Origin of the sequence: Pseudoalteromonas sp. T1lg88 (genome assembly GCF_002964765.1) — a bacterium.
Taxonomy (GTDB): Bacteria; Pseudomonadota; Gammaproteobacteria; order Enterobacterales; family Alteromonadaceae; genus Pseudoalteromonas.
Genome location: NZ_PQCF01000032.1, coordinates 821562 through 846882 on the forward strand (window position 1 = coordinate 821562; position 25321 = coordinate 846882).

Here is a 25321-nt window from a genome sequence, read left to right on the forward strand (position 1 = left end):
ATTCAAGCTATTAATGCTAAACTAGCGGCTTGTTTTTCAGTGATTGACAGCAATGACCTTTAGATTACTTCCCGAGTGGCATCCACAGGATGCGGTAATGCTCACCTGGCCCCATCAAGACACTGACTGGGCGGCCAACCTATCTGCCGTTGAGCAGGTTTATCTTGAATTAAGCAAGCACATCAGCGCACGCCAACGCCTGCTGATCGTAGCCGACAACGCCGAACTAAAAGCGCAGATCCGCAGCAAGCTGGTTGAGCAAGGTGTCGACCTGACTCAGGTATGCTTTGTTGATGCGCCCTGTAACGACACTTGGGCAAGGGATCATGGCCCGCTGACTCTCAGCGACGGGCAAGAGCTTAAGGCCATAGATTGCCAATTCACCGCCTGGGGCGGTAAATATCAGGCCGACAAAGACAATGCCATCAATGGCCAACTGTTTGCGCAAGCGCTCAATCAAGGCGTGCGCACCCAGCAGAGCGATTTTATCCTCGAAGGCGGCGCCATTGAAATTAACGAGCACGGCGTACTGCTAAGCACCCGCGCCTGCGTACACAATAAAAACCGCAATGCCAGCATGAGCGCAGAGCAAATCGATGCGGCATTGGCCGAGTTGCTTGGCGCCAACAAGATTCTTTGGCTCGAGCATGGTTACCTGGCCGGGGATGATACCGACTCTCATATAGATACTCTGGTACGTTTTGCGCCTAACAACACCCTGGTGTATGTACGCTGCGATGACCCGCAGGATGAGCACTATGACGAGCTTGGCAAAATGGCCGAAGAGCTGGTCGCTCTGCGTGGTCTTAATGACGAGGCCTATGAGCTAATCGCACTGCCTTGGCCTAAGGCCGTGTACAACAGCGAAGGCGATCGTCTCCCTGCCACCTACGCCAACTACCTTATTATTAACGATGCTGTCTTGGTGCCGACCTACCAGGATAGCCATGATCAGGTGGCGCTGGCACAAATAGCCAAGGCCTATCCGGGACGTGAAGTAATTGGCGTAGACTGCTGCGCCCTGATTGAACAATTTGGCAGCCTGCACTGTATTACCATGCAGTTGCCCCATGGTTTTTTGGAGAATAAATAATGTCCTCTTCGAATTTAGCCGTTGCACTCATACAGCAGCAAAACACCGCAGACCGCGACTTTAACCTTAACAATTCCATCGCCGGGATCCGCGAGGCCGCCGCCCATGGCGCCAAGTTGGTAGTGCTGCAAGAGCTGCATACCGGCCTGTACTTTTGCCAAAGCGAAGACGTAAACCAGTTTGACCTGGCCGAAACCATTCCTGGTCCAAGTACGGATACCCTGGGTGCACTGGCCAAAGAACTGAATATAGTGATCGTTGCCTCCTTGTTCGAGCGCCGCGCCGCAGGTCTTTACCACAATACTGCTGTGGTACTTGAATGCGATGGCAGCATCGCAGGTAAATACCGCAAGATGCATATTCCGGACGACCCAGGCTTCTACGAGAAGTTTTACTTTACTCCGGGCGATCTTGGTTTCGAGCCCATTAAAACCTCGGTGGGCACCTTGGGCGTACTCGTGTGCTGGGATCAGTGGTTCCCTGAAGCGGCACGTCTAATGGCCACCAAAGGCGCAGAAATTCTGATTTACCCAACCGCTATCGGCTGGGATCCTAACGACGATGCCGCAGAGCAAAAGCGTCAGCAAGATGCCTGGGTCATTTCGCAACGTGCCCATGCGGTAGCCAACGGTGTGTATGTGATCAGTGCCAACCGCACAGGTTTTGAAGCGGATCCCACGGGCCACAGTGCCGGTATCCAATTCTGGGGTCACTCCTTTATTGCCGGACCTCAGGGTGAGTTTTTGGCCACCGCCAGTGATGACAAGGCCGAAGTATTAAGCGCCGACTTAGATCTGGCCCGTGGCGAGAATGTACGCCGTATCTGGCCTTATCTACGTGACCGCCGTATCGATCATTATGGCGACCTAACCAAACTTTATCGCGACTAAAACGGAGATTTCCATGCAGTTAGCGCAGTTCATCGAATTGCCTTGGGTAAAAACGCAACAAGATAAAATCAAATGGGGTCAGTTAAGCGGCAGCGCTCTGACCCTGAGTGTCGGCGAAGCGGTGAAGCAACACCCGCAATTGGTGGTGTTAGTCACCCCGGATACGCCCACGGCATTGAAACTTGAGCACGAACTTCATGCGCTACTGCCTCGCGAACAGGTCATGGTGTTTCCCGACTGGGAAACCCTGCCCTATGATCACTTTTCGCCGCATCAGGATATCGTCTCCACCCGCCTAAGCACCTTGAGCCGCTTGCGCGACTCGCATCAGGGTGTGTTGATAGTGCCGGTATCGACCCTGATGCTGCGCGCATCGCCCAAACAATTTATCTATGGCAATGCCATCGTCTATCGCGTCGGTGACACCCTGAATATCGACAAGCTGCGCAAACAGCTGGACGACGCCGGCTATATACACACCCAACAGGTGATGGCGCATGGTGAATACGCGGTGCGCGGCTCGGTTGTCGACCTTTTCGCCATGGGCCAAAATGCGCCGGTGCGTTTTGATCTATTCGATGACGAAATCGACAGCATGAGTCATTTCGATGTCGATACCCAGCGCTCCAGCGAGCAAATCAAGGCCATCAACCTGCTCCCCGCCCATGAGTTTGGTACCACGGATACGGACATAGAACGTTTTCGTATCCAATACCGTGAAGCCTTTGGCGCCAGTGCCGAGCAAGACTCTGTGTATATGCAGGTCTCCAAGGGCGCATTGCCACCTGGGATAGAATATTATTTGCCGCTGTTTTTTGAGCAGTTGGACACTTTATTCGATTACCTGCCCGAGCAGGCCGTGTTTATGCATATGGGCGATATTCAGCACGGTGCCGAGCGTTTCTTAGCGGATGTCTACAGCCGTTATACCAGTCGCAAGGTTGACCCGCTGCGCCCCTTGTTGGAGCCGCAACGTCTCTATCTGCCCATTGAAGAGCTTAACAGCCGCTTTAAACAGTATCCGCGAATCGAGCTCTCCCAAGCCAGTCTGCCGCTGCGCGCCGGGCATTTTAACCTAGGCACAGAGCCCTTGCCCGAGGTGCGCATCGACCATGCCAAACAGCCCCCATTTGGTGCATTTTTGGACTATGTCCTGGCGGAAAAACAGAACAAGGGCCGCATCGTTTTAAGTGTGGAATCCGATGGCCGCCGCGAAGCACTCTTGACCCTGCTAAAACCGAGCGGGTTAAAAATTACACCTTGTGAAAGCCTTGATGCGGCGCTCGCTAGCGATGCGGATATCACCCTGATCGTGGCACCATTTGAACAAAGTGTGGTGCTCAATCAAAACGGCCGTGTCAGCCTGATCACCGAGCAGGAATTACTGGGTATTCGCGTCTCCCAACGACGTCGCCGTAAACACAAGCATCAGGTCAGCAGTGACGCCCTTATTCGTAACCTGGCTGAACTCAAAGAAGGCCAGCCCATAGTGCACCTCGACCATGGTGTCGGCCGCTACATCGGCCTGGAAACCCTGGACGCTGCGGGCGTGGCCACCGAGTTTGTGACCATAATGTATGCCAACGAAGCCAAGCTTTACGTCCCTGTGGCCGCCTTGCATATGCTTAGCCGCTACTCTGGCGGTGAAGAAGCCAGCGCCCCGTTACATAAACTGGGTTCAGATGCCTGGGAAAAAGCCAAAAAACGCGCCGCCGAAAAGGTCCGCGATGTGGCCGCCGAATTGCTTGATATCTATGCCAAGCGCCAGGCCAAGCCCGGCTACAAATTTGCTCTCGATGAAGCAGGCTATCGTCAGTTCAGTGACAACTTTGTCTTTGAAGAAACCGAAGATCAGCAAAATGCCATCACCGCCGTGCTTGAAGATATGCGCAGCAAAAACGCCATGGACCGCCTGGTGTGTGGTGATGTAGGTTTTGGTAAAACCGAAGTCGCCATGCGCGCCGCCTATGTTGCCGTGGCCGATGGTAAGCAGGTGGCGGTATTGGTGCCGACCACCTTGTTGGCGCAGCAGCACTTTGAAAACTTCCGCGACCGCTTTGCCGACTTTCCGGTAACGGTAGATATCCTATCGCGCTTTAAATCCACCAAGGAGCAAAATGCGACCCTGGCCAAGATCAAAGAAGGTCAGGTGGATATAGTGATCGGTACTCATAAACTGCTGCAGGAAAACATCGACTTTGCCGATTTAGGCCTTTTAGTGGTGGACGAAGAGCACCGTTTTGGCGTACGTCAGAAAGAAAAAATCAAGGCGCTGCGTGCCGATGTGGATATTCTCACCCTGACCGCTACGCCAATTCCAAGAACGCTGAACATGGCCATGAGTGGCATGCGCGATCTCTCCATTATCGCCACCCCGCCGGCAAAACGCCTGGCGGTAAAAACCTTTGTTCGTCAGCGCGATGATGAAATGATCCGCGAAGCCATTTTGCGGGAAATTAAGCGCGGTGGTCAGGTTTACTTCCTGCACAATAATGTTGAAACCATAGAGCGCACCGCCGAAGACATCCGCACTATCGTGCCAGAAGCAACGGTGGCCGTAGCCCACGGACAAATGCGTGAGCGCGAGCTGGAATCCCTGATGAGCGATTTCTATCATCAGCGCTTCAACGTGCTGGTCTGTACCACCATAATCGAAACCGGTATAGATATTCCCAGCGCCAATACCATTATTATGGACAGAGCCGATCGCCTTGGTCTGGCGCAACTGCATCAGCTAAGGGGCCGTGTTGGTCGCAGCCATCACCAGGCCTACGCCTATTTGTTAACGCCACCGCCCAAAGCCATGTCTAAAGATGCGCAAAAACGTCTCGAGGCCATCGCCTCGCTGGAAGACCTGGGCGCTGGCTTTACCCTGGCCACCCATGATTTGGAAATCCGTGGCGCCGGTGAACTGCTTGGCGATGAGCAAAGCGGGCAAATTCAAACTATCGGCTTTAGCATGTATATGGAAATGCTGGAGCAGGCCGTTGAAGCATTAAAAAATGGCCAGGAGCCCACCTTGGACAAGCTGCTTAAATCCCACACAGAAGTGGATTTAAAGCTGCCCGCCCTGCTGCCTAATGATTATATAGGCGATGTAAATCTGCGTTTAGGCCTTTATAAGCGCATCGCCAGTGCCGGCGATACGGAAACTCTGGACGAGCTTAAGGTAGAACTTATTGACCGTTTTGGCCTGTTACCCGATGCCACACAGCACTTATTCGCCCTGCAGGTGTTGAAACAACGTGCCGGTGCAATAGGAATAACCAAGGTTGAAGCCAATCCTAAGGGCGGTTATTTTGAATTTAGCCAGCAAACCAAGGTCAGTCCGGGCTTTATTATTGGTTTAATTCAAGCGGATCCAAAACACTATAGAATGGAAGGCGCGAATCGGTTACGCTTTATGATCAGTGAAGCCAACGCCAAAGAGCGACTTAAATTAATTACGGCAATGATCACTGAATTTGAAGCCAAGGTAGGAAATTAATGATAAGAAAAATGTTAGTTATATTGGCGGCCATGCTCAGTGCCCCAAGTTACGCGGACGGTCGTTGGTTTGAAATCGAGATACTGGTTTTTGAACAAGGTCAGACTGGCAGTACGGAAACCTTGCGTAATGAAGAACTCGAGTTAGACAAGTATCAATACGATAACGACCTGCTGACCCCAGCTTATCTGCGCACTCTTAATAATCAATGTGATAATGGCCAGATCAGCCCACCACAGCGTACTACAGACGTTTTTACAAATTCAGGGCAAATGCAAAGCGAGGGCTGTGATTACAATAATGCCGACCTGGTAAATCTGCAGCGCTTGCCCAAGATCCCCAATGCCGAGACCCAAAGCCATACCGCCAGCCCCTATGTGTTGGCGCCGGAGCAACTGCAATTTAAAGAGCAGCGCCAAGCTCTCAGCCGCAAAGGTAAGCAACTTCTGTTGCACACAGGTTGGCGTTTCGCTGGGCAATCTAAGCGTGCGGCACCACGTTTTCGCCTTTTCGGCGGCGAGCAGGTTGCCACCTTGAGTGAGCTTCCCGAGCAGCTGACAGAAGATAGTCTATTATTATCGCCAAGCACCCATTATGAACCGCAGTGGCAACTGGACGGTTTTTTAAAGGTGCACCTGAATCATTATCTATACATCACCTCTAACCTAGTAACCCGTGCCATTGGCGACACAGATACCTCGGTCAGTGGTGAGTTTTCACAATTTCGCCGCGTCATTTCCGGCGAGATTCATTATTTCGATCACCCGCAAATTGGCATGCTGGTGCAAATTAGACGTTTTAATCACTAATGAGTGAAAAGGAAAATAACATGAAAAAATCTCTACTTTTAGCCATCACTGCAGGTCTTACTTTAAGCGCTTGTTCTAAAGTAACCTTGGAAAACTATGAACAAATCAAGGTGGGCATGGACCGCGCAGAAGTAGAAGCGCTATTAGGCAGCCCATCGGCCTGTGAAGACAAAGCCCTACACACCAACTGCGTCTGGGGCTCAGAAAGTAAAAACATCCAGGTTACTCTGGTATCAGACAAAGTAACCCTTTATTCTGAAAAAGGCCTGTAATACAGGCCCGGTGGCGCTGCTACCCATTAGCTCTGTTGCACCTCACCTATAGGCTCTAAGGCCACTACAGCAGAGCGATTTACCGTGATCTTATAGCGCTGGGCATATTTTTCGCCAGCGCTAGTATGAGTGACCAATACCAGGTTAATTTGGTAGCGCCGCTCTACCGTATGTTTGCGGATCCCCTTGCCGGTATATTCATACAGTTTCCCTTCCCCTTTACGTAAATAACGCACCATGGGTGCCAGACTAATACTAGTTGTTTGATTTAAGGCATCATAGCCAGGCAGGAACTCATTCACCAAAATTTCATTTTCAAACTGCATATATAACCACTTAGCCGCCTGTTTATTTTGCTGACGACGCTTTGAAAATATAGCAGCCACATCTTTTGGTATACGCTTAGGTCGAATATATTCAAGCCAGACTTTTTGTTTACCTATCCGCGTACGTGTGGTGTTGTTGTAGAATATGTTCAGCCACTTAGCACGGCCACGAATAATACGGCGCCAAATAAAATAGGTGAGATCTTCCTTAAAAATTTCCCGCAAACCATAAATAGCACCCAATAAAGCCACCAGGCCTACCGTGACCTGAGTGAAATTGGTACGCGTATTGAGCACCAGCACCATCACAAAGGCCATAATCACTGCGGTAACCGAGCCCTTCACCATACGTTTAAGTACGGCATCGAGATTTTTTGCCTCCCTTTTCAACACCACTCCATGCTCAATTAAGCGCTGTAGTAGCAACATCTTGTTGGCAAGGCGGTTGGGATCTTCCAAAGTCGGGGAAGAATTATAGCGGGCATTTTCGCGGTGCTCGTTTTCATCTTGGCAATATTGTAGTAATTGCGAGCGCTCCAGGCCAAAGTCAGTGGTTTTTGGTGCCTTATCGAGCAGCTTTAATAGTCCTTGCTCTATATACCAACTAAGAAAATTATCGGCATTGTGATAAAAGGATAATAGATTTCTATCTTGTGGTTTATAGCGACGTAAACGCTTTAAAAGCCGTTGAGTTTCATGCATTAATGCCAGAGAACGTATATAAAACTCATCAGCCTCACTAATACTCAGCGCCTCGGCAATATCAGCATCTACAGCCAGGCGTACCTGGTAGCAATATAAGTTCAGATTTTGCCGGTATTCTTGATCATCCCCCCGCACCTTACTCACATAACGACTACGAACCAAGGGTAAATGTATACCACTGGCGTTATAGGCCAGATGACTTTTTATATGGTTATAGTAAAAGCTCTCTTCACTCAGGGTATTGGGGTTAATGCCCATTTCGTTGGGGATACAAAAAAACAATTCGATACGGGTGTGGGATTTAGGGTGCAATGACTGCCCCAACGCCAAACGCAAGCCTTCATCAAGTTTGAGCGTAGCAATTTCGTGCAATGATTAACCCCCATATTTTATTGATAATAAAAGTATAACCTATTTTTCAGGGATAAAAAAAATGCCCATCAGCACGCTGACAGGCATTTTAATGCTAAGGCACTAAGGCCAATTAGAACTTAACGTTCACACTCGCGAAGAAGCGACGACCTAGTACGTCATAAGTGTACGGGTCAGTATTAGAATCGTTATTACCTGTGTAGTAAGGCGCTTGCTTATCAAATAGGTTGTTTACACCACCAGAAAGCGACAGCGTGTCGTTGAAGATGTAAGAACCGCTGATGTCGTGGTAAACCACTGTGCCAACGCTTGGTACTAGACACTTGCTGCTTTCTTTTTGACAAGAGTAATCATCAAGACCGTCGATCATACGTGCTTGATACTGGGCATCCCAGTTATCACCAGCAACATTTAAGGTGAAGTTGGTCTTGTACTCAGCATAGCTACCCAGGCCTGAAGTTATCAAACCAGCGTAATCAACGCTGTCTACACCTGTAGACTCAACAATGTACTCGTCAAGGATAGTGATATCCAGGCCAGTACGCCAAGCTAGATCAAGAGCGTCAAACGCGTATTTGAAGTTAACATCGTAGCCTTTAGTTTGCTCTGTACCAATGTTTTTCAACTGGTTGTTGAAGCTGATACGGCCAGTGTTTTGGTTAAAATTAACGCCTGCAAATTGACATAGGGCAAGATCGTTATTGATATTAGCGCCTGTTGTCGAATCAAGGCAGGTGTCTACGATGTATTGTTCGTTTTCACTGGCAATGGCGTTTTCGATTTCAATGTCGAAGTAATCAACCGTCATTGAGAAACCATCTAACCATGAAGGCGCGTATACGAAACCTGCGGTTAGCGTATCAGCTTCTTCCGGAGTCAATTGGTCGTTACCACCTACAGTCACTTCAGCCTGGTCTTGAGCATTTTCAACGTCAAAATCAACCTGTTCAAATGATGGACCTTGACCAGCATATAGCTCGTTTACAGTCGGAGCACGGAACGCCGTTGAACGTACCGCACGAACCATAAACTCATCATTTACACGATAAGTTAGACCTAGCTTCCAGGTCTCGTCTGAGCCAAATGTGCTGTAGTCGAATGCACGTACGGCTGCACTTAGGTCGATGCTGTCAGCAAATGCTGTATCGGCAACTAGCGGTACAGCGAATTCAACATAAGCTTCGTTTACATCGAAACGACCGCCCGTTGGGTCAACGCGAGGATCATTGGCAAGACCTTGTGAAGTTAGTGAATCTGGTACGTACCAAGCCTTTTCTTCACGACGCTCGATACCCGCTGCAAAACCTACATAACCGGCAGGAAGTTCAAAAATCTCACCGTTTAGGCCGGCTGACATGATCAATAACTGGCTACCGCCCGAGTTGTTTTCTGTGTAAACGTCGTCAGCTAGGTTAGCAGCAGTCCAATGACCTTGGTTTAGCGGGTTGAAGGTACCTGCAGCGATTTTGTCTTGAATTGAACCCATGTTCAGCAGGTTAGTAGCGCGGTCAACCGAGTCGTTACGACCGAATACTACCGATGTATCCCAGCCCCAACCGTTGTCGAACGCACCGTTTAGGCCAATTACCGCACGTACGGTATCTACAACCTGCTCGTAACCACGAGGACCAATGTCGGTCATACGACGACCGTAAGAGATGGCTTCACCATCAGCAACACCGTGTGATAGTAGTGAATCACCCATGGTGGCTGCATCGTATTCAAAGTCGAACCATACCGGCTGAGGTGCCATTTGCTGATCTGACCAACGCTTAGAGTAAGTGAACTCTGTTACTAGACGAGTGTCGTCTGTCAATTCAAAGTTACCGATACCCGTTAGGTTAAGACGACGCATTGGTGTGTAAAGATAGCTTTCTTTTGAGAAATTATAGGCATCGTTCTCAGCGGCATAATCGTGCCAGCTGCCATCTTCATTACCTTGTAGACTCGCATTGTCAGCCCAAATGTGGCCGAAAGGCGTGTAAGAAGAACCGCCACAGTAGAAGCTCTTGTTGTCGTAATCTTCTTCGATTGGACAATCAGAGAAATCACGGTCTGCCTGAGAAGCATCGCCACGGTCTGTGTACTGAAGACCGATTACCACGTTACCACGGTCAAAGCTGGTACCCATGGTGATGTCGAATGAAGTCTCGTCGGCATCGCCTTCACCTGTGATGGCGCCGCTTAGGTTCATGTCCAGGCCTTCGAAATCATCTTTAAGGATGATGTTCACAACACCGGCTACTGCGTCGGTACCGTAAACGGCAGAAGCACCGTCTTTTAGTACTTCAACCGATTTGATCATAGAAACTGGGATGGTGTTAAGGTCAACCGTTGACGCAGCACCTGTACCTGAGTTGATCATACGACGACCGTTTACAAGTACTAGCGTACGCTGAGCACCTAAACCACGAAGGTCAACGCGTGCGTTACCACCTGAACCGTTGTTTACGGCCGGGTTGGTCATGGCACCGCTGGCAGCGGTCATTTTTTGTAATACGCTGTCGATGCTGGTCGCACCCATGGCTTTAATATCGTTGGCACCGATTAGGGTAACCGGAGAAGCGGTTTCCATATCGGTACGCTTGATGCGTGAGCCTGTTACTTGAATCTTTTCAATTGCATCGGCTGAAGAATCCGCAGCAATTGCTTGAACACTTGAGAACATAGGCAATGCTGCTAAAACAGCTAGCCCTAGTTGTGTCTTTTTCATATTAAACCCTACTTGTTGAATTTTCACCCGTTTAGGGTGGTTATACAGTTCATATTTTTATGAAGTTACTGCATAACGCCGAGCAACTTAGGTTTAATTAACTGAATGAAAACTGAATGAGTGACCAGGGATTAAACACCATGAAATACTCCACCTTCTGCCTTAAACTCATGTAACCACTTGTTATAAATGTTTACGTCAAAACACCTTTAAAAATGCGGGGTGAGGAACTAATAAAACGACAATTTTTGATACCTGAAACTATATGCGACAACTTTGTAACCCGATGTAATCAATCGTGAGTAAGTTTACTTAATCGAAAATTTACAACTTATACACAGGCCGTTATTCATACATTTAAAATAGACAGGTTAAATTAATAGCCGAGCTAATACGGCTTTGGGCTTGTCAAAAAAGAAATCAAGGGATTTGATTATAATTCAAACCAAATACGGTGAATTTATATGCAAAAAAGATTACCCCGGCGTGCTGTGGTATTGCCACAGCATTCAAGAAAACATGCGTTAGAAATTCACCCGGTTATCTACTAGGAACTTATTTTTTCCAACAAGGCCAGAGCGTTATATCAGCGATGAGTGTTAGGGATGAGTGACCTTAATGGGATAAGTTAACCTGCGAATTTGCCCGTTACGGCTAATATCGACGTTCAGTTGCCAAATCATCTGAGCTTCTGAGCAGGCACCGACCATGATATCCGCTTGCCATAAATGCGTGTCTATTTGCTTAAAAAACACCGGAATAGTACCCATGTACATGGTCACACCCCGCATCTTTGCGCCTTCAATCTGAGCATCGTTTGGCATATGTAAAGACACTGAAAAAGGCGACTCTGGGTGAACATACTCAGCACTGAGCGCAAAGTGGAATGGCTCGATATGCAAGGGATGAGAATCACAACAATGGGTGAGCTGCGTATCTTTGTCTATACTCTCTTTGTTTATACTTAGGTTGCTGTCGTTACACGCAGTCAGTGACAGCAGCGCCGTGAACAGGGAAAGCAAAACAAGAGAGTGACGGGTGTGGTACGACTGCAACATGGTTATTTATTGAACGTTAATTTAGCGCCAATATTAACCAATGGGATCCGTCCTGACTAGGCATGAGTTAAAAATTCCCCAACTTCACGTGATAATTTGATTGAAGTCATTATTTTAGCCATTTGCGCTATCTTTTTGAGGTCAAAAATTTTATTATTTCGACCGCAAATAATAAGAGTGTTGTGAGTCTGCTTTCTGAAACGCTTCGTAAAATGAGAGTTTTAGGTAGCCGGCTTTGACACCATCAGTAGGCCCTATTCGCAAGAGTAGGTATTTCATTTCTAATCGCATAATAATGCAGCGGAAACCTGACAATGAGCCAAACAGTAGCATCACAAACTGAGTACAACTATAAAGTTGTTCGCCAATTCGCTATTATGACAGTGATTTGGGGCATCGTTGGCATGAGTGTTGGTGTATTAATTGCTGCCCAGCTTGCCTGGCCAGCATTGAACTTCGATACCCCATGGCTAACATACTCTCGACTGCGTCCGTTACACACGAACGCTGTTATCTTCGCATTCGGCACCAGCGCCTTGTTCGCAACGTCTTACTACGTTGTGCAGCGTACCTGCCAAACGCGCCTTTTCTCCGATAAACTTGCAGCTTTCACCTTCTGGGGCTGGCAACTGGTTATCGTATTAGCCGCCATTACCCTGCCTTTGGGTATTACCAGCTCGAAAGAATATGCCGAGCTTGAGTGGCCAATCGATATCCTAATCGCCGTCGTTTGGGTTTCTTATGCTGTTGTTTTCTTTGGTACCTTGGTTAAGCGTAAAGTATCGCATATCTATGTCGCCAACTGGTTCTATGCCGGCTTCATTCTTACGGTTGCGGTATTGCACATTGTTAACAGCATGGCAGTGCCTGTTTCACTGACTAAGTCATACTCTATCTATGCTGGTGCCGTTGATGCCATGGTACAGTGGTGGTATGGCCACAATGCGGTAGGTTTCCTACTGACTGCTGGTTTCCTTGGTATGATGTACTACTTCGTACCTAAGCAAGCGGGTCGCCCTGTTTACTCATACCGTCTATCGGTTGTTCACTTCTGGGCACTTATCTCTCTATACATCTGGGCTGGTCCGCACCACCTACACTACACTGCTCTACCTGACTGGACTCAGTCACTAGGTATGGTAATGTCGGTCATTCTATTCGTACCTTCTTGGGGTGGTATGATCAACGGTATCATGACCCTGTCTGGCGCGTGGCACAAACTACGTACCGACCCGGTGCTGCGTTTCCTAGTTGTATCTCTTTCTTTCTACGGTATGTCGACGTTCGAAGGCCCAATGATGGCTATCAAGTCAGTTAACGCGCTTTCGCACTACACTGACTGGACCGTAGGTCACGTACACTCGGGTGCCCTAGGTTGGGTTGCTATGATTTCAATCGGTGCGACTTACCACCTGATCCCTGCACTATTCGGCCACAGCCGCATGTACAGCGTGAAACTGGTTAACACCCACTTCTGGCTACACACTGTGGGTGTTGTACTGTACATCGTTGCTATGTGGATCTCTGGTGTAATGCAAGGTCTTATGTGGCGAGCAGTTAACGAAGACGGTACGCTTATGTACAGCTTCGTACAATCGCTAGAAGCTTCATTCCCATTCTACGTCATGCGTTTCCTAGGCGGTGTATTCATCGTAGCGGGTATGCTGGTAATGGCCTACAACAGCTATCGCACTATTGCAGCTAAGAAAGGCTCAATTGCAGACGATGCGCAAGCACAAGTAGCTTAAGGGGTAGGATGATGAGCAATAAAAACTCTAGCAACAAACATGAAATTGTTGAAAAGAACGTTGGCCTAATGGCCATCCTTACGGTATTTGCTATCAGCTTTGGTGCCCTAGTGGAAATCACTCCCTTGATGTTCCAAAAAGACACCACTGAGCCGGTAGACGGTCTACGCCCCCTAACGGCGCTAGAACTTGAAGGCCGCGACATCTATGTACGTGAAGGTTGTTATAACTGTCACTCACAGATGATCCGTCCTTTCCGTGACGAAGTTGAACGCTATGGCCACTACTCGGTAGCCGGTGAAAGCGTTTGGGATCACCCATTCCAGTGGGGTTCTAAGCGTACCGGTCCAGATCTGGCTCGTGTTGGCGGACGTTACTCTGACGATTGGCAATATGCGCACTTAATGGACCCACGCTCAGTGGTTCCTGAGTCGAATATGCCAGCCTTCCCTTGGTTAGATGAAAATCGAGTAGACACAGAGTACACCCTGAAAAAACTACAAATCTTCCGTGATAGCTTTGGTATTGATAAAAATACTGACCGCTATAATGGCTTAGGCTACGGTACAGATGAAGAGTTACAAACTCAGGTTGACGAGATTAATGCTATGAACGACGGCCAAGGTGCGACTGAGATGCAAGCGCTTATCGCTTACTTACAGCAACTTGGTACACACTTGAAGTAATTATTATGGATTACGGCACGTTCAGAGGCATTTTAACTCTGGTAATAATGGTACTTTTTATCGTGATTGTGTTGTGGGCCTTCAGCAAGCGCAGCAAAAAGCGCTTCGATGATGCCGCCAACGCGGTGTTTGAAGACGAAAAGAAACACCAAAGCACAATCACTAATGAGGAAAAGGAGTCTGAGAAATGACTAGCTTTTGGAGTATTTGGGTCATCGTTCTAACCTTGGCCTGTCTAGTTCTGCTCTTCGGCCTACTGGTTTGGAACTTAAAGAACTTCGTAGGTGTAAAAGAAGGCGAGAGCTGTGGCCATGAATTTGATGGCATTGAAGAAATTAACAACCCGCTACCTAAGTGGTGGACCTACATGTTCTTCGCGACCTTCGCGTGGGCTGTGTACTACCTTGCTGCCTACCCTGGCCTAGGTAACTTTGAAGGCTTCTTAAAGTGGAAGAGCTCTAACCAGGGCGTAACATCACTAGAAGAGTCTAAGAAAGCGGTTGAAGACATGCACGCTGATGGCTACCGCATCCAGTTGGATGGTGAGTACCGTGCGGCAGACGAAAAATTCGGACCTATGTTCAAATCTTTCGCCCAGCGTGACGTATTGGATCTAGCATCAGATGAGCAAGCACTAGAAATCGGTCAACGCCTTTATCTACAAAACTGTGCTCAGTGTCACGGCTCTGACGCCCGTGGTGGTGACGGCTTCCCTAACCTAACCGACAAAGATTGGTTATACGGTGGTACGCCAGACAAGATCAAAGAAACAATACTACACGGCCGTATCGCTGCTATGCCTAGCTGGGAAGCAGCCCTTGGTGGCGAGCAAGGCGTAAAAGAAATGACTGCCTTTGTACTAAGCCTTTCTGGTCGTACGGTTAACCAACGTGATGCGGACGCAGGTAAAGCTAAGTTTGCCATGTGTGCAGCCTGTCACGGTGCAGATGGTAAAGGCTCGGTGGCTCACAACCTACCTTTCGGTGCGCCTAACCTAACCGACAACACTTGGTTATACGGCAGCGGTTCAGCTCGTTCGGTAGAAGAATCTATCGCTAACGGTCGTGCCGGTGTGATGCCAGCATGGAAAGATATCCTAGGCGAAGACAAGGTTCACCTGTTAACCGCCTACGTATACAGCCTGTCGCAAGACAAGTAAGCATACGAATTTAATCGAAATCAAAAAAGCCTCCTATTTGGAGGCTTTTTTTTAGGTTTTTATCCGCCAATGCCGTAAAATAGCCGCAACTTAATGGCAACTAACTTGGTATTATGAACACTACTCCCTGGTATAAGCAGTTTTGGCCTTGGTTTTTACTTTTCTTCCCTCTTACAACCATTATTGCCTGTATTGGCCTTATCACCATGGCGGTGGGCAATGGCCCTGATATGGTGGTCGATGACTATTATAAAAAAGGCAAAGCCATCAACCTCGAGTTAACCAAGTTCGACAAGGCTAAGGCCTTGTATTTGCACGGTGATTTACAATTCACGGATGAGCGTATCAGCTTTGCCTTTACCAAGGGCGATGACTCAAAAGTCGCAGCGCTCAACATAGGTTTATACCACCGCACTCTAAGCGATAAAGACGTAAGCTTTCGCCTCACCAAAAATGCCCATGGCCAGTTCACCACCCTACTCGACACGCCTATCGAACAAGGCGCCTATACGGTATTTATCACTCCATTTGATGACAGCTGGAAGTTGAAAGAAAACATTCAACTGCCACAAGCGGACACGATTAAAGTGAGCCCCGAGTATAAATAAATGCCCGAGTATAATTAAATGAGTGTGCAGTCCTGCTTTCATTGCCTTGAGCCCATTCCCAAGGGTTTTAATGAATCGGTTGTGGTTAACAATAAACCTGAACCCATGTGTTGTATCGGCTGTAAGGCAGTGGCCGAGACCATTATCGCTCAGGGTATGAGCGACTATTACAAATTCCGCACCGAATCAGCCGGCAAGGTGCAGCAGTTGGTGCCAGAGCAACTGGCGCTGATCCAAAGTTATGACAACGAGTCTATCCAGCAGGAATTTATTTCCCATCAGGGTAATGACAAAGAGGTGCTGCTCAGCGTTGAAGGTATAAGTTGCGCCGCCTGTGCCTGGCTGATTGAAAAGCAGCTATTGGCTCACTCCGGGGTGAAACGGGTTGATGTAAACACCTCCACCCACCGCGCTATGATAGTCTGGGACGACACCCAGGCCAAACTCAGTACCTTGATCACCAGCCTTGCAGAAATCGGTTATAAATCTTACCCCTTCCAGGCCGATAACGAAGCGGCACAAAAGCAGGTGCAGGCCAAGAGCTTTGTCCGCCGTCTCGGTGTAGCCGGCTTGATGACCATGCAGGTGATGATGTTTGCCTTTGCCATGTACTTTGGCATGTTCTCCGGCATGGAAGATAACTTTGAACAGTATTTTCGCTGGATCAGCCTGACGCTGGCCACGCCGGTGATCTTCTACTCGGCACTGCCGTTCTTAAGTAACGCCATTACCGGCTTAAAAGCCAAACAATTAAATATGGATGTGCCCGTCTCCCTAGCCATTTTTGGCGCCTATTTTGCCAGTGGTTATGCCACCTTCACTGGCACCGGCGAGGTATATTTTGAGTCCATCTGTATGTTTACCTTCTTGCTGCTGCTGGGCAAATATTTAGAGTTTCGTGCTCGCCTTAAAGCCAGCGAGTTCACTGCAAACCTGCAGCAGCTACTGCCGCTCACTGCCCGCGTGGTCGATGGCGACAACGAAGAGCAGTTAATCAGCGCCAAGCTGTTAAAGCTTGGTGATACGGTGCGAGTCAAAGCCGGTGAAACCATAGCCGCCGACGGCCAGGTTATCAGCGGGCGTTCCAGCGTCGATGAGTCCATGATGACGGGTGAACATCACCCGGTTAACAAGACATTGGGCGATCAGGTCCATGCCGGCACGGTGAACCATGACGGGGTATTAACCCTGAAAGTGAACAAGGTTGGTCAAAATACCCTGGTCAATCAGATTATTCGCCTGCAACACAGTGCCCTAAGCCAACGCCCTAAAATCGCCCAAATCACCGACAAGGTGGCACAATGGTTTGTCGCTTGCTTGTTGATCTTTGCCTCCATTACCGCCTTATCCTGGTACCAAATCGACCCGGAGCACGCGTTTTGGATAACCATAGCCGTATTGGTTGCCACCTGCCCCTGTGCTTTAAGTTTGGCAATTCCAACAGCCCTAACCTGCGCCGTGGCCAACCTCACCAAGCGTGGGGTTTTAATAAAGCAGGCACATGTGCTGGAAACCGCCACCAAGTTAACCAAGGTGGGTTTTGATAAAACCGGTACCCTCACCTATGGCCGCTTCGCCATCGCCAAAATGGACATTCTCGATAGCGGCTACAGCGAACAGGAATTACAATCCTTAGCCGCCAGTTTAGAGCGTTATTCCGAGCACCCGATCGCCAAAGCCTTTAGCGAGATCACACCCATTCACCCGCAGCCCGAGCAGGTTGAGGTGCATACAGGCTTTGGTGTTGCTGGCATCTGGCAAGCGCATAAGGTGCATATTGGCAAGGCCAACTGGTTTACCCATGAGCTGGAACTCAATGCTCAAGCTGTGCTTTTTATCGACCAAAAACCTGTGGCCGCCTTTTATCTGCAAGATCAGGTGCGCGACCATGCCGAGGCATTGCAAACTGAGCTGAAAGAGCAAAATATCAGCCGTGTGATGCTTACTGGCGACCCGTCAACCGCCGGCAAACAGCTGGCGGAGCAACTTGAACTTGATGCCTACCATGGCGCCTTGCTGCCCGAAGACAAGCTGGCGTTAATGCAAAAATGGCATGGCGAAGGTCAGGTATGCGCCATGATAGGTGATGGTGTCAATGACAGCCCAGTATTTAATGCCGCTCACCTGTCTATCGCCATGGACAGCGGTGCCGATATTTCTAAAAACACCGCCGATGTGGTGCTGCTCAACAGCGATTTACGCTCGGTGGCGCAACTTATCCGCGTGGCCAAACAAACGCGCCGTATTATCAGGCAGAACTTAACCCTGTCTTTGTGTTATAACGGGGCTATTCTACCCCTTGCCGCCTTGGGCTGGGTTGCCCCCTGGATGGCGGTGATCGGCATGTCGGCAAGCTCGATTATTGTTATCACCAATTCATTACGGTTGCTGCGCTTATGAGTATCATCTACGTCCTAATCCCCATTGCCATTTTGTTTGTGCTTATCGCCATTGGTATCTTTTTCTGGGCGGTAAGAAGCGAGCAGTTTTCCGATTTGGAAAAGCAAGGTCACAGTATTCTCTTTGAGGACGACAAAGAGGAACACGACAAGAGCAATGAACGAGATTAACTTTGCCGCCGCCCTGTTAATGGGCTTGGCCGGCAGTGGCCATTGCGTCGCCATGTGTGGTGGTATCGCTGGCACGTTTCAGCTCGCCAGCCGCGATCTGCCGCCGCTCGGCGCCACGCTTGCCTATAATGTCGGGCGCTTAAGCAGCTATGCTTTAGCCGGTGCTCTGGTCGGCGGCTTTAGCGCCGCATTTGCCAGTCAAAACAACCATATCAGCCAGGGCCTAAGCCTGCTAAGTGCTGTCTTTATGATCCTCGTTGGCCTCTACGTTATGCGCCTGTTTAATCCTTTGGGCGGCATAGAAAAGCTGGGCAACTGGGCAATTTGGCGCCATATCGTCAAACTGAATCGTCATCTGATGCCGGTTAACAGCTACCCAAAAGCCCTGTTATACGGCGCCCTGTGGGGCTGGTTACCCTGCGGCTTGGTCTACAGCGCGTTAACCTGGGCTATTTTTAGCCAAAGCGCCGCCGATGGCGCCTTATTTATGGCCTTGTTTGCCCTTGGCACCTTGCCGGCACTGCTCGCCTTGGGCTTGGGTGCCAACGCCATTAAGGGTATACTTAACCAAACGTGGGTGCGCCTGGTCTTGGGTAATCTATTACTTTGGTATGGGCTCTATAGCTTGGTTATTGCAAGTGCCTCGCTAGTCACGTAGATTTAACTTCATCTCTTGCTTACCTTGGAATGTAAAATGGACGTAAAAACACAACTTTCTGGTAAATTCGCTGGTAAATCGAATTGCACCATTAGCTGTACCAACTGCTCTATCTCTCAGTTGTGCCTTCCTTTTAGCTTAAATGGCGAAGAAATGGACCGCCTTGATGAAATCATCGAGCGCAAAAAGCCACTGCACAAGGGCGATTACCTGTTCGAGTCTGGCACTAAGCTAAAATCCATTTTCGCGGTACGCAGCGGCTCATTTAAGTCTTTTACCCTTTCAGAGCAGGGTGAAGAGCAGATCACCGGCTTCCACCTGGCAGGAGATTTAGTGGGATTCGATGGTATTCATACCGCTACTCACCAAAGTTTTGCCCAGGCTATGGAAACCTCCATGGTTTGTGAAATTCCTTTCGAAACCTTGGATGATTTGGCCGGACGCCTGCCCAAGTTACGCCAACAGATCATGCGCCTGATGAGCAACGAGATTAACTATGATCAGGAAATGCTGCTGTTATTGAATAAAAAGACCGCCGAGCAACGTCTGGCGTCCTTCTTACATACGCTTTCTCGTCGCTTTAGCGAGCGCGGCTTCTCGGCTCGTGAATTCCGCCTCACCATGACCCGGGGCGAAATCGGCAATTACCTGGGTTTAACCGTTGAAACCATCAGCCGTTTATTAAGTCGTTTTCAGAAAAGTGGCTTTATTAGCGTCGACGGTAAATTTATTACCATCAATGATCATCAGCAACTCGCTCAGGCTGCAGCCATTTCTACGCCAAGCAGTTGATCTGACTCAAACTAAATCCATTCGCGCCTTTTAATATCAGGGATTTCTATTACACTCATAGTTGTATTGAAATACTCTTAAAATTAGGTATTAAGGAGGCGCATAATGGATAAAATTAAACGTATACTTGCAGTTGTTGACCCATCCGTCGAGGCACAGCAGAGCTTATCTCGAGCCGCGGAAATAGCGCGTAACACAGGCGCAAACATTACCGCCTTCTTATCCATCTACGATTTCTCTTATGAAATGACCACCATGCTCAGCGGCGATGAGCGCGAAGCCATGCGCAGAGCAGTAATAGCCGATAAAGAGCAATGGCTGCAATCTTTAGCGGCGCAGCATCAGGATATCAGCTTCGATACCAAGGTGGTATGGCATAACCGTCCTTTTGAAGCCATTATTCGTGAGGTGTTAGAGCATGAGTACGACTTGGTGATCAAGGGCACACATCAACATCATGCCCTAAAATCTGTGATCTTTACCCCCACCGACTGGCACCTTATTCGCAAGTGCCCTACGCCATTATTGTTGGTGAAAGACCACAAATGGTTGGTTGGTGGCGCTATTCTAGCGGCAGTGAATGCGTCGAGCGATGATGAACAGCATCAGGCACTCAGCGAGCGCATCATCAAAGATGCCCAGTTTATCAGCAAGATAGCCAAGGGTGACTTGCACCTGGTTAACGCCTACCCGGCTACACCGGTCAATATCGCCATCGAAATTCCCGAGTTTAATCCGTCGCAGTACAATGAAACGGTGAAAGAGCATCACCTCAGTTCTACCCGTGAGCTGGGTAAGCAATTCGGTATCCCTGAAAATCATCAACATGTGGAAGAAGGCCTGCCGGAAGACGTACTGCCGCGCCTGGCGGAAAAGCTCGACAGCGAGTTAGTGGTCATTGGCACAGTGGGTCGTACCGGACTCAGCGCTGCCTTGGTGGGTAATACCGCCGAGCATGTTATCGACAGCCTGGATTGTGACGTGCTGGCGCTTAAACCAGATGGCTATCGCAGTCCACTGGAAGATTAACCCAAAACCAATTTTCAACACCTTCAGGCAGCATCCGCTGCCTTTTTCTTGATGCCTCGAGTGCGTCAGCCTATAATACGCGCCTTTGATTTTTAGCCTTAGAGGGTGCCCAGGTGTCGCATTCAGCACAAGCCAAAGCGCAATACAATTTCAACAAACTGCAAAAGCGCTTACGCCGCCATACCGGTCAGGCCATTGCCGACTTTAATATGATTGAAGAAGGCGATCGCATCATGGTGTGCTTGTCTGGTGGTAAAGACAGCTACACCCTTTTGGATATACTGCAAAACCTGCAACGCTCGGCACCAGTCAACTTCGAGCTGTTCGCCGTAAACCTGGACCAAAAACAGCCAGGCTTCCCTGAGCATATTTTGCCTCAGTACCTCAATGAGCTGGGTATTGAATACAAGATAGTCGAGGAAGACACCTACGCCATCGTTAAGGACAAGATCCCCGAAGGTAAAACCACCTGCTCGCTATGCTCACGTCTGCGCCGCGGCATCTTATACCGCACCGCCAAAGAAATGGGTGCCACCAAGATTGCCCTGGGCCACCACCGTGACGATATGATAGAAACCATGTTTTTGAACATGTTCTATGGTGGCAAGTTAAAAGGGATGCCGGCTAAACTCATGAGTGATGACGGCCAACACATGGTTATTCGCCCACTGGCTTACTGTAAAGAAGTGGATATTGCCGAGTATGCAGAACATAAGCAGTTCCCCATTATCCCTTGTAACCTGTGCGGCTCACAGGAAAATCTGCAACGACAAAACATCAAAGCCATGTTGCAGCAATGGCATAAACAACACCCGGGACGCATCGAAAGCATCTTTACTGCGATGCAAAACGTCGTACCTTCGCACCTGGCCGATACAAATTTATTTGCCTTTAGCGACTTACAAACCGGTGAGGTGATCGACGGCGGTGACACGGCGATGGATAAACCTGAGGTACCCGTCATCCCCGTAGGCTATGACCAGGAAGATGAGGTCGCCGATACAACCCCTGCAATTATTGAACTGACTTAATGTCACCATGAAAAAAGCGCTAATCAGCGCTTTTTTCATATGTATAAGGCGGCTAGCCTATTCGCAGCCCTCCTCAATTTCATTGACACAAATATCACCGGTTTCAGTAAAGGTGGCATTGCCGTCGACTCCTATGGCACCCACTTCAATTTTCATTTCCGTATTTGCCGGCAAGGCATCCAAAAACTCTTGTGAGACCGCAACCTGAAACGCCGATGCGGGCACCCGAACACTGAATTTCATCTTCGCCAAGGGATCTCCATCCTCGACAACGGTATCCATAACGACTTCCCACGCACCGACGGCTACAAATTCGGGGTGCATAGGCAAGCTACCATCATTGACTAAGTCATCAAGTTCGCCACTGGTCGCACATTTACCAAGATCGTTACCCGGCTCCCAGGTGATCACTCCACCATTATATGAAACATTGGCAGGCGCGGCCGGTAGGTGATAGGTAAGCATGGTCTCGCCTTCGGCTTTTTCTCCTTCTTCTCCTTTGCCCGTGACCATATAAATGCCCGGTTGCCAGCGTTCTAGAAACTCACTTAGTGTGACTATTTCTTCATCCTCTTCGGCTTCAGGATCATTCCAACACAAGGGTTCGGCGCTTTCGGCAAAGGTTTCGGTCAAGGTTTGTTCCTTCAATGACCCTCCTACCTTGTACTCGAACAGTTTGGCGCCATCTGGGTCCGTCAGCCGCGCCGACTCAAGGTCGTCACCGTCGAATAAAAAGTGGAAACCTATGTCTCCGTCGCTGGCATTAATTTCAATCAGAGCCAGGCATTCTCCGAAATCACCGCAGGGTTCGGTTGCCATGCCCTGCATACTTGCGCCTGAGGTGACCACAAACAGCATGGCTCCAATTTTGGATATGTATTTCATTTTCTATTCCTCGTTGCTTGCTTTTAACGGCGATCGAGGCATTCGCATAATACAAAATGAACGGGTCACCGCCGTTACACTCGTAGAAAGTATAGAAGCGAGACAGGACTTTGCAGCGAGCAATAGGAAGAATTTTAGGTAGTCTGCGCTAGCACAGACAATCAAGGCTGAAGTGGGGTGGGTCAGTAACCCGGCGGCACCGGGCACAATAATTAATGATTAACCCTTATCAATCCAAGGGGTGATGCGGGCCAGTTTACTGCCATCAACCAATACTGTTTCGCTATCTTGCCATTTGTTTTTAATTTTGACCTTACAACGGGTGTCGGCACATTGCCAATCGGACGGGACATTAGAAATAATACGAAGAAACCTGTGTATTTAAGCATAAGCTCTCACCTACCCTCGCCCGACAAGAGGTTTGAATCGACTTACCCTTGCCTTTTCATTCAAATCAGGACCAAACCATTGAACCTTAGGAGGTTTATTAGCGCGTACTCTAAACAAACAATTGTATCGTCCCGACAGGTCATGATAGGTTGTAAAATGGTATGGAATGTTTGTTTTCACCCATTCAGTTTGATTAACATAAGCCTCCGCAATAATCGAATACTCACCTTTATCATAACGTCCCAAATAAGGGTTAGCTGGCCAAGCGGCAAACAAAGCAAGACTTTGAGGTGTCAATACCATTAAATCTTGTCCTATTTCGTCGTCACCGGTGTCTAAAATCCAATTTAACAGCTCCCCCAACAAAGCGGCTATAGCCGCAGGAATTGCTCCAACGCCACTCCAAGCCAAGCCCGCACTTATAGCGCTGACTACCAATCTAATTTCATCTCTCCATGCATTTGGGTCACCTTCATCTTGCTCCATCGCAATTACGACTAGAGAAACATCCCCTTTTAGCTCTCCTTGCCAAATAGCCGCGATTGGACCTTCCCTCCACTCACCGGAGTCTACGTCACTATAAGCGTCAGTACCAACAGGATGAAACTCTTCTCGTACTTCATTTTGACCTTGAGTGTCCACATGTACTGCTATAGTCGTTACGTAGGGCTCATCTGAGTTTGAAAATTTCCAAAAACCTCTATCACCAGTTCGTTGTCGGCAATATAATCCCGTGTATTCAATGGTAAATTCGGTATCATCAGGAAACTCCGGCGGTGCTGGAGGATTAACATCATCTTCTTGAAACGAGAAAACTGTATCTGGATACCCCGCGGTGACCATTGATTCTAACTGAACCTCTGCTTTGCTCAAATAGCTCAAAGTATCACCAGAAAGCTCATTATCAAATAACCCAAAAGGCCCGAATGCTTTCAACCTTGTGGTTCGTGACCACCCTCTAAACCTTTCACATATTCTTTTCGCTGCTTGTTGCTTTATTTTAGGAGTGTTTATAAGGGCTTCTACAATCGCTTCTTCAGCACTATTTATTGGTTTTTGCTTTTTCGAAAATGCTTCAAGAGATCTTATTACAGTCCCTAACAGTTTGGGGTTACTTACTTGTTGTGGTGCTCGCTTCATTACTGTTCCTTTACTTGAAAAAGTATCAGAATAAAGCTTTGATTCTGATCGAATTATTAAGTAATACAATTTGTAAAATTAGTAGGTAGGTAATGGGATATCAAGTTTTTCTGAGTTGAGCTTTCCTCGCAATACTGTGACGGCATGACTTAACCAAAGACTTCGTTAGAGGCAAAATACGACTAATTAAATTAGAAGTTAACAATACTAATTGTTAATAAGATCAGCGGAAGTTATATGTGAATGCGCCAAGCTTGTTTTTGGTCATGGTTAATTGTTTATCATGTTGTTAGTGCAAGTAGTGCAAGTGGAGTTTTTGGTAACACCTGATGTGTTAAATTTTATGACACATTCATGCATCAATATTACAACTGAAATATGGATGTGAGCACGTATTCGGCTAAAGAACCAAACAGTTTCCTTTTAGGTCTCTTAAGTATCTGAATCGAAAAGACTTAACTAGAAAGATATTGGATAGGCAAAACCTTAAAACTCCTTATATTAGCAATCGCTAACAGGCCGAGTTTGGCACAAAGCGGAAATTAAGACTTCCAAGCTTAGTAATCACCTATATTTCAACTTTATATACAAACCACAACAAATACCTTTAAGTTATTGATTAATATATATTTATATTCCTAACTATATGACACCTACTTAAAATTTTAACGTATTGATTTATATAGATTTAAAAATAAAAAGGGATCTTTTTAGATCCCTAATTTGTTATCCGCCCAGCCTAATGGCGCTTTTTTAATCTGCGAATCTAGCTCGAGTTATTTGGCAATCCACGGAGTAATGCGGGCCAGATTACTGCCATCAACCAATACTGTTTCGCTATCTTGCCATTTGTTTTTAATTTTGACCTTACAACGGGTGTCGGCACATTGCCAATCGGAC

21 protein-coding genes are annotated in these 25321 nt (G+C 48.1%); 16 read left to right on the forward strand and 5 right to left on the reverse strand.

Annotation, left to right across the window (positions count from 1 at the left end):
- The first annotated feature begins 52 nt into the window (after positions 1-52).
- The 5 genes from C2M34_RS15290 to bamE are packed head-to-tail and all read left to right on the forward strand — an operon-like array spanning position 53 to position 6551.
- Positions 53-1093: an agmatine deiminase family protein gene (locus tag C2M34_RS15290; protein ID WP_105259248.1), complete on the forward strand. Its 1041-nt coding sequence runs from the start codon at positions 53-55 to the stop codon at positions 1091-1093.
- Complete coding sequence (locus C2M34_RS15295) at positions 1090-1983, forward strand: carbon-nitrogen hydrolase (RefSeq protein WP_105259249.1); 894 nt, start codon at positions 1090-1092, stop codon at positions 1981-1983. Before C2M34_RS15290 ends, C2M34_RS15295 begins: the two co-directional genes overlap by 4 nt.
- Before the next feature lie 13 nt (positions 1984-1996).
- Positions 1997-5470, forward strand: coding sequence for a transcription-repair coupling factor (mfd, locus tag C2M34_RS15300; RefSeq protein WP_105259250.1), 3474 nt, complete (start codon positions 1997-1999; stop codon positions 5468-5470).
- 11 nt (positions 5471-5481) lie between these two features.
- Positions 5482-6279 carry a CsiV family protein gene (locus tag C2M34_RS15305; RefSeq protein ID WP_158681465.1) on the forward strand — a complete coding sequence of 266 codons (798 nt, stop codon included), beginning with the start codon at positions 5482-5484 and terminating at the stop codon, positions 6277-6279.
- A 20-nt stretch (positions 6280-6299) separates the two neighbouring features.
- Complete coding sequence (gene bamE, locus C2M34_RS15310) at positions 6300-6551, forward strand: outer membrane protein assembly factor BamE domain-containing protein (RefSeq protein ID WP_105199921.1); 252 nt, start codon at positions 6300-6302, stop codon at positions 6549-6551.
- Positions 6552-6577: 26 nt separating this feature from the next.
- Here the strand turns inward: bamE and C2M34_RS15315 are convergent, their stop codons facing one another.
- The 3 genes from C2M34_RS15315 to C2M34_RS15325 all read right to left on the reverse strand — a co-directional run bounded on the left by C2M34_RS15315 (position 6578) and on the right by C2M34_RS15325 (position 11725).
- The gene (locus C2M34_RS15315) at positions 6578-7954 is read right to left on the reverse strand and encodes a hypothetical protein (protein ID WP_442792790.1); all 1377 of its coding nucleotides are present in this window, start codon (positions 7952-7954) and stop codon (positions 6578-6580) included.
- Between the two features lie 112 nt (positions 7955-8066).
- Positions 8067-10667 carry a TonB-dependent receptor gene (locus C2M34_RS15320; RefSeq protein ID WP_105259252.1) on the reverse strand — a complete coding sequence of 867 codons (2601 nt, stop codon included), beginning with the start codon at positions 10665-10667 and terminating at the stop codon, positions 8067-8069.
- 599 nt (positions 10668-11266) lie between these two features.
- On the reverse strand, positions 11267-11725 hold the full coding sequence (locus C2M34_RS15325; RefSeq protein WP_105259253.1) for a hypothetical protein: 459 nt from the start codon (positions 11723-11725) through the stop codon (positions 11267-11269).
- Between the two features lie 314 nt (positions 11726-12039).
- Here C2M34_RS15325 and ccoN point away from each other — a divergent pair, with 314 nt between their 5' ends.
- The 11 genes from ccoN (at position 12040) to ttcA (ending at position 22006) form a co-directional block, all read left to right on the forward strand.
- Positions 12040-13473 (forward strand): cytochrome-c oxidase, cbb3-type subunit I, encoded by a 1434-nt coding sequence (gene ccoN / locus C2M34_RS15330; RefSeq protein ID WP_105213556.1) that lies wholly within the window; start codon positions 12040-12042, stop codon positions 13471-13473.
- An 11-nt stretch (positions 13474-13484) separates the two neighbouring features.
- On the forward strand, positions 13485-14159 hold the full coding sequence (ccoO, locus tag C2M34_RS15335; protein ID WP_105199829.1) for a cytochrome-c oxidase, cbb3-type subunit II: 675 nt from the start codon (positions 13485-13487) through the stop codon (positions 14157-14159).
- A gap of 5 nt (positions 14160-14164) precedes the next feature.
- A complete protein-coding gene (locus tag C2M34_RS15340; RefSeq protein WP_105189573.1) occupies positions 14165-14350 on the forward strand; it encodes a cbb3-type cytochrome oxidase subunit 3 in 186 nt (61 codons plus the stop codon).
- Positions 14347-15318 carry a cytochrome-c oxidase, cbb3-type subunit III gene (gene ccoP / locus C2M34_RS15345; protein ID WP_105199828.1) on the forward strand — a complete coding sequence of 324 codons (972 nt, stop codon included), beginning with the start codon at positions 14347-14349 and terminating at the stop codon, positions 15316-15318. The genes C2M34_RS15340 and ccoP overlap by 4 nt, the downstream gene beginning before the upstream one ends.
- Before the next feature lie 113 nt (positions 15319-15431).
- Positions 15432-15926: a FixH family protein gene (locus C2M34_RS15350; protein ID WP_105199827.1), complete on the forward strand. Its 495-nt coding sequence runs from the start codon at positions 15432-15434 to the stop codon at positions 15924-15926.
- Positions 15927-15944: 18 nt separating this feature from the next.
- Positions 15945-18326 (forward strand): heavy metal translocating P-type ATPase, encoded by a 2382-nt coding sequence (locus C2M34_RS15355; RefSeq protein ID WP_105259254.1) that lies wholly within the window; start codon positions 15945-15947, stop codon positions 18324-18326.
- The gene (ccoS, locus tag C2M34_RS15360) at positions 18323-18496 is read left to right on the forward strand and encodes a cbb3-type cytochrome oxidase assembly protein CcoS (protein ID WP_105189569.1); all 174 of its coding nucleotides are present in this window, start codon (positions 18323-18325) and stop codon (positions 18494-18496) included. Before C2M34_RS15355 ends, ccoS begins: the two co-directional genes overlap by 4 nt.
- On the forward strand, positions 18483-19154 hold the full coding sequence (locus tag C2M34_RS15365) for a sulfite exporter TauE/SafE family protein (RefSeq protein WP_105259255.1): 672 nt from the start codon (positions 18483-18485) through the stop codon (positions 19152-19154). Before ccoS ends, C2M34_RS15365 begins: the two co-directional genes overlap by 14 nt.
- 36 nt (positions 19155-19190) lie before the next feature.
- A complete protein-coding gene (locus C2M34_RS15370) occupies positions 19191-19946 on the forward strand; it encodes an FNR family transcription factor (RefSeq protein WP_105199824.1) in 756 nt (251 codons plus the stop codon).
- 105 nt (positions 19947-20051) lie between these two features.
- The gene (gene uspE / locus C2M34_RS15375) at positions 20052-20975 is read left to right on the forward strand and encodes a universal stress protein UspE (protein WP_105199823.1); all 924 of its coding nucleotides are present in this window, start codon (positions 20052-20054) and stop codon (positions 20973-20975) included.
- Positions 20976-21088: 113 nt separating this feature from the next.
- Positions 21089-22006, forward strand: coding sequence for a tRNA 2-thiocytidine(32) synthetase TtcA (ttcA, locus tag C2M34_RS15380; protein WP_105199822.1), 918 nt, complete (start codon positions 21089-21091; stop codon positions 22004-22006).
- 57 nt (positions 22007-22063) lie between these two features.
- Here ttcA and C2M34_RS15385 read toward each other — a convergent pair whose 3' ends face one another.
- Both C2M34_RS15385 and C2M34_RS15390 read right to left on the reverse strand, forming a co-directional pair.
- The gene (locus tag C2M34_RS15385; RefSeq protein ID WP_105259256.1) at positions 22064-22891 is read right to left on the reverse strand and encodes a hypothetical protein; all 828 of its coding nucleotides are present in this window, start codon (positions 22889-22891) and stop codon (positions 22064-22066) included.
- Positions 22892-23290: 399 nt separating this feature from the next.
- Entirely contained in the window at positions 23291-24421 is a 1131-nt protein-coding gene (locus C2M34_RS15390; protein ID WP_105259257.1) for a hypothetical protein, read from the reverse strand.
- Positions 24422-25321 lie beyond the last annotated feature (900 nt).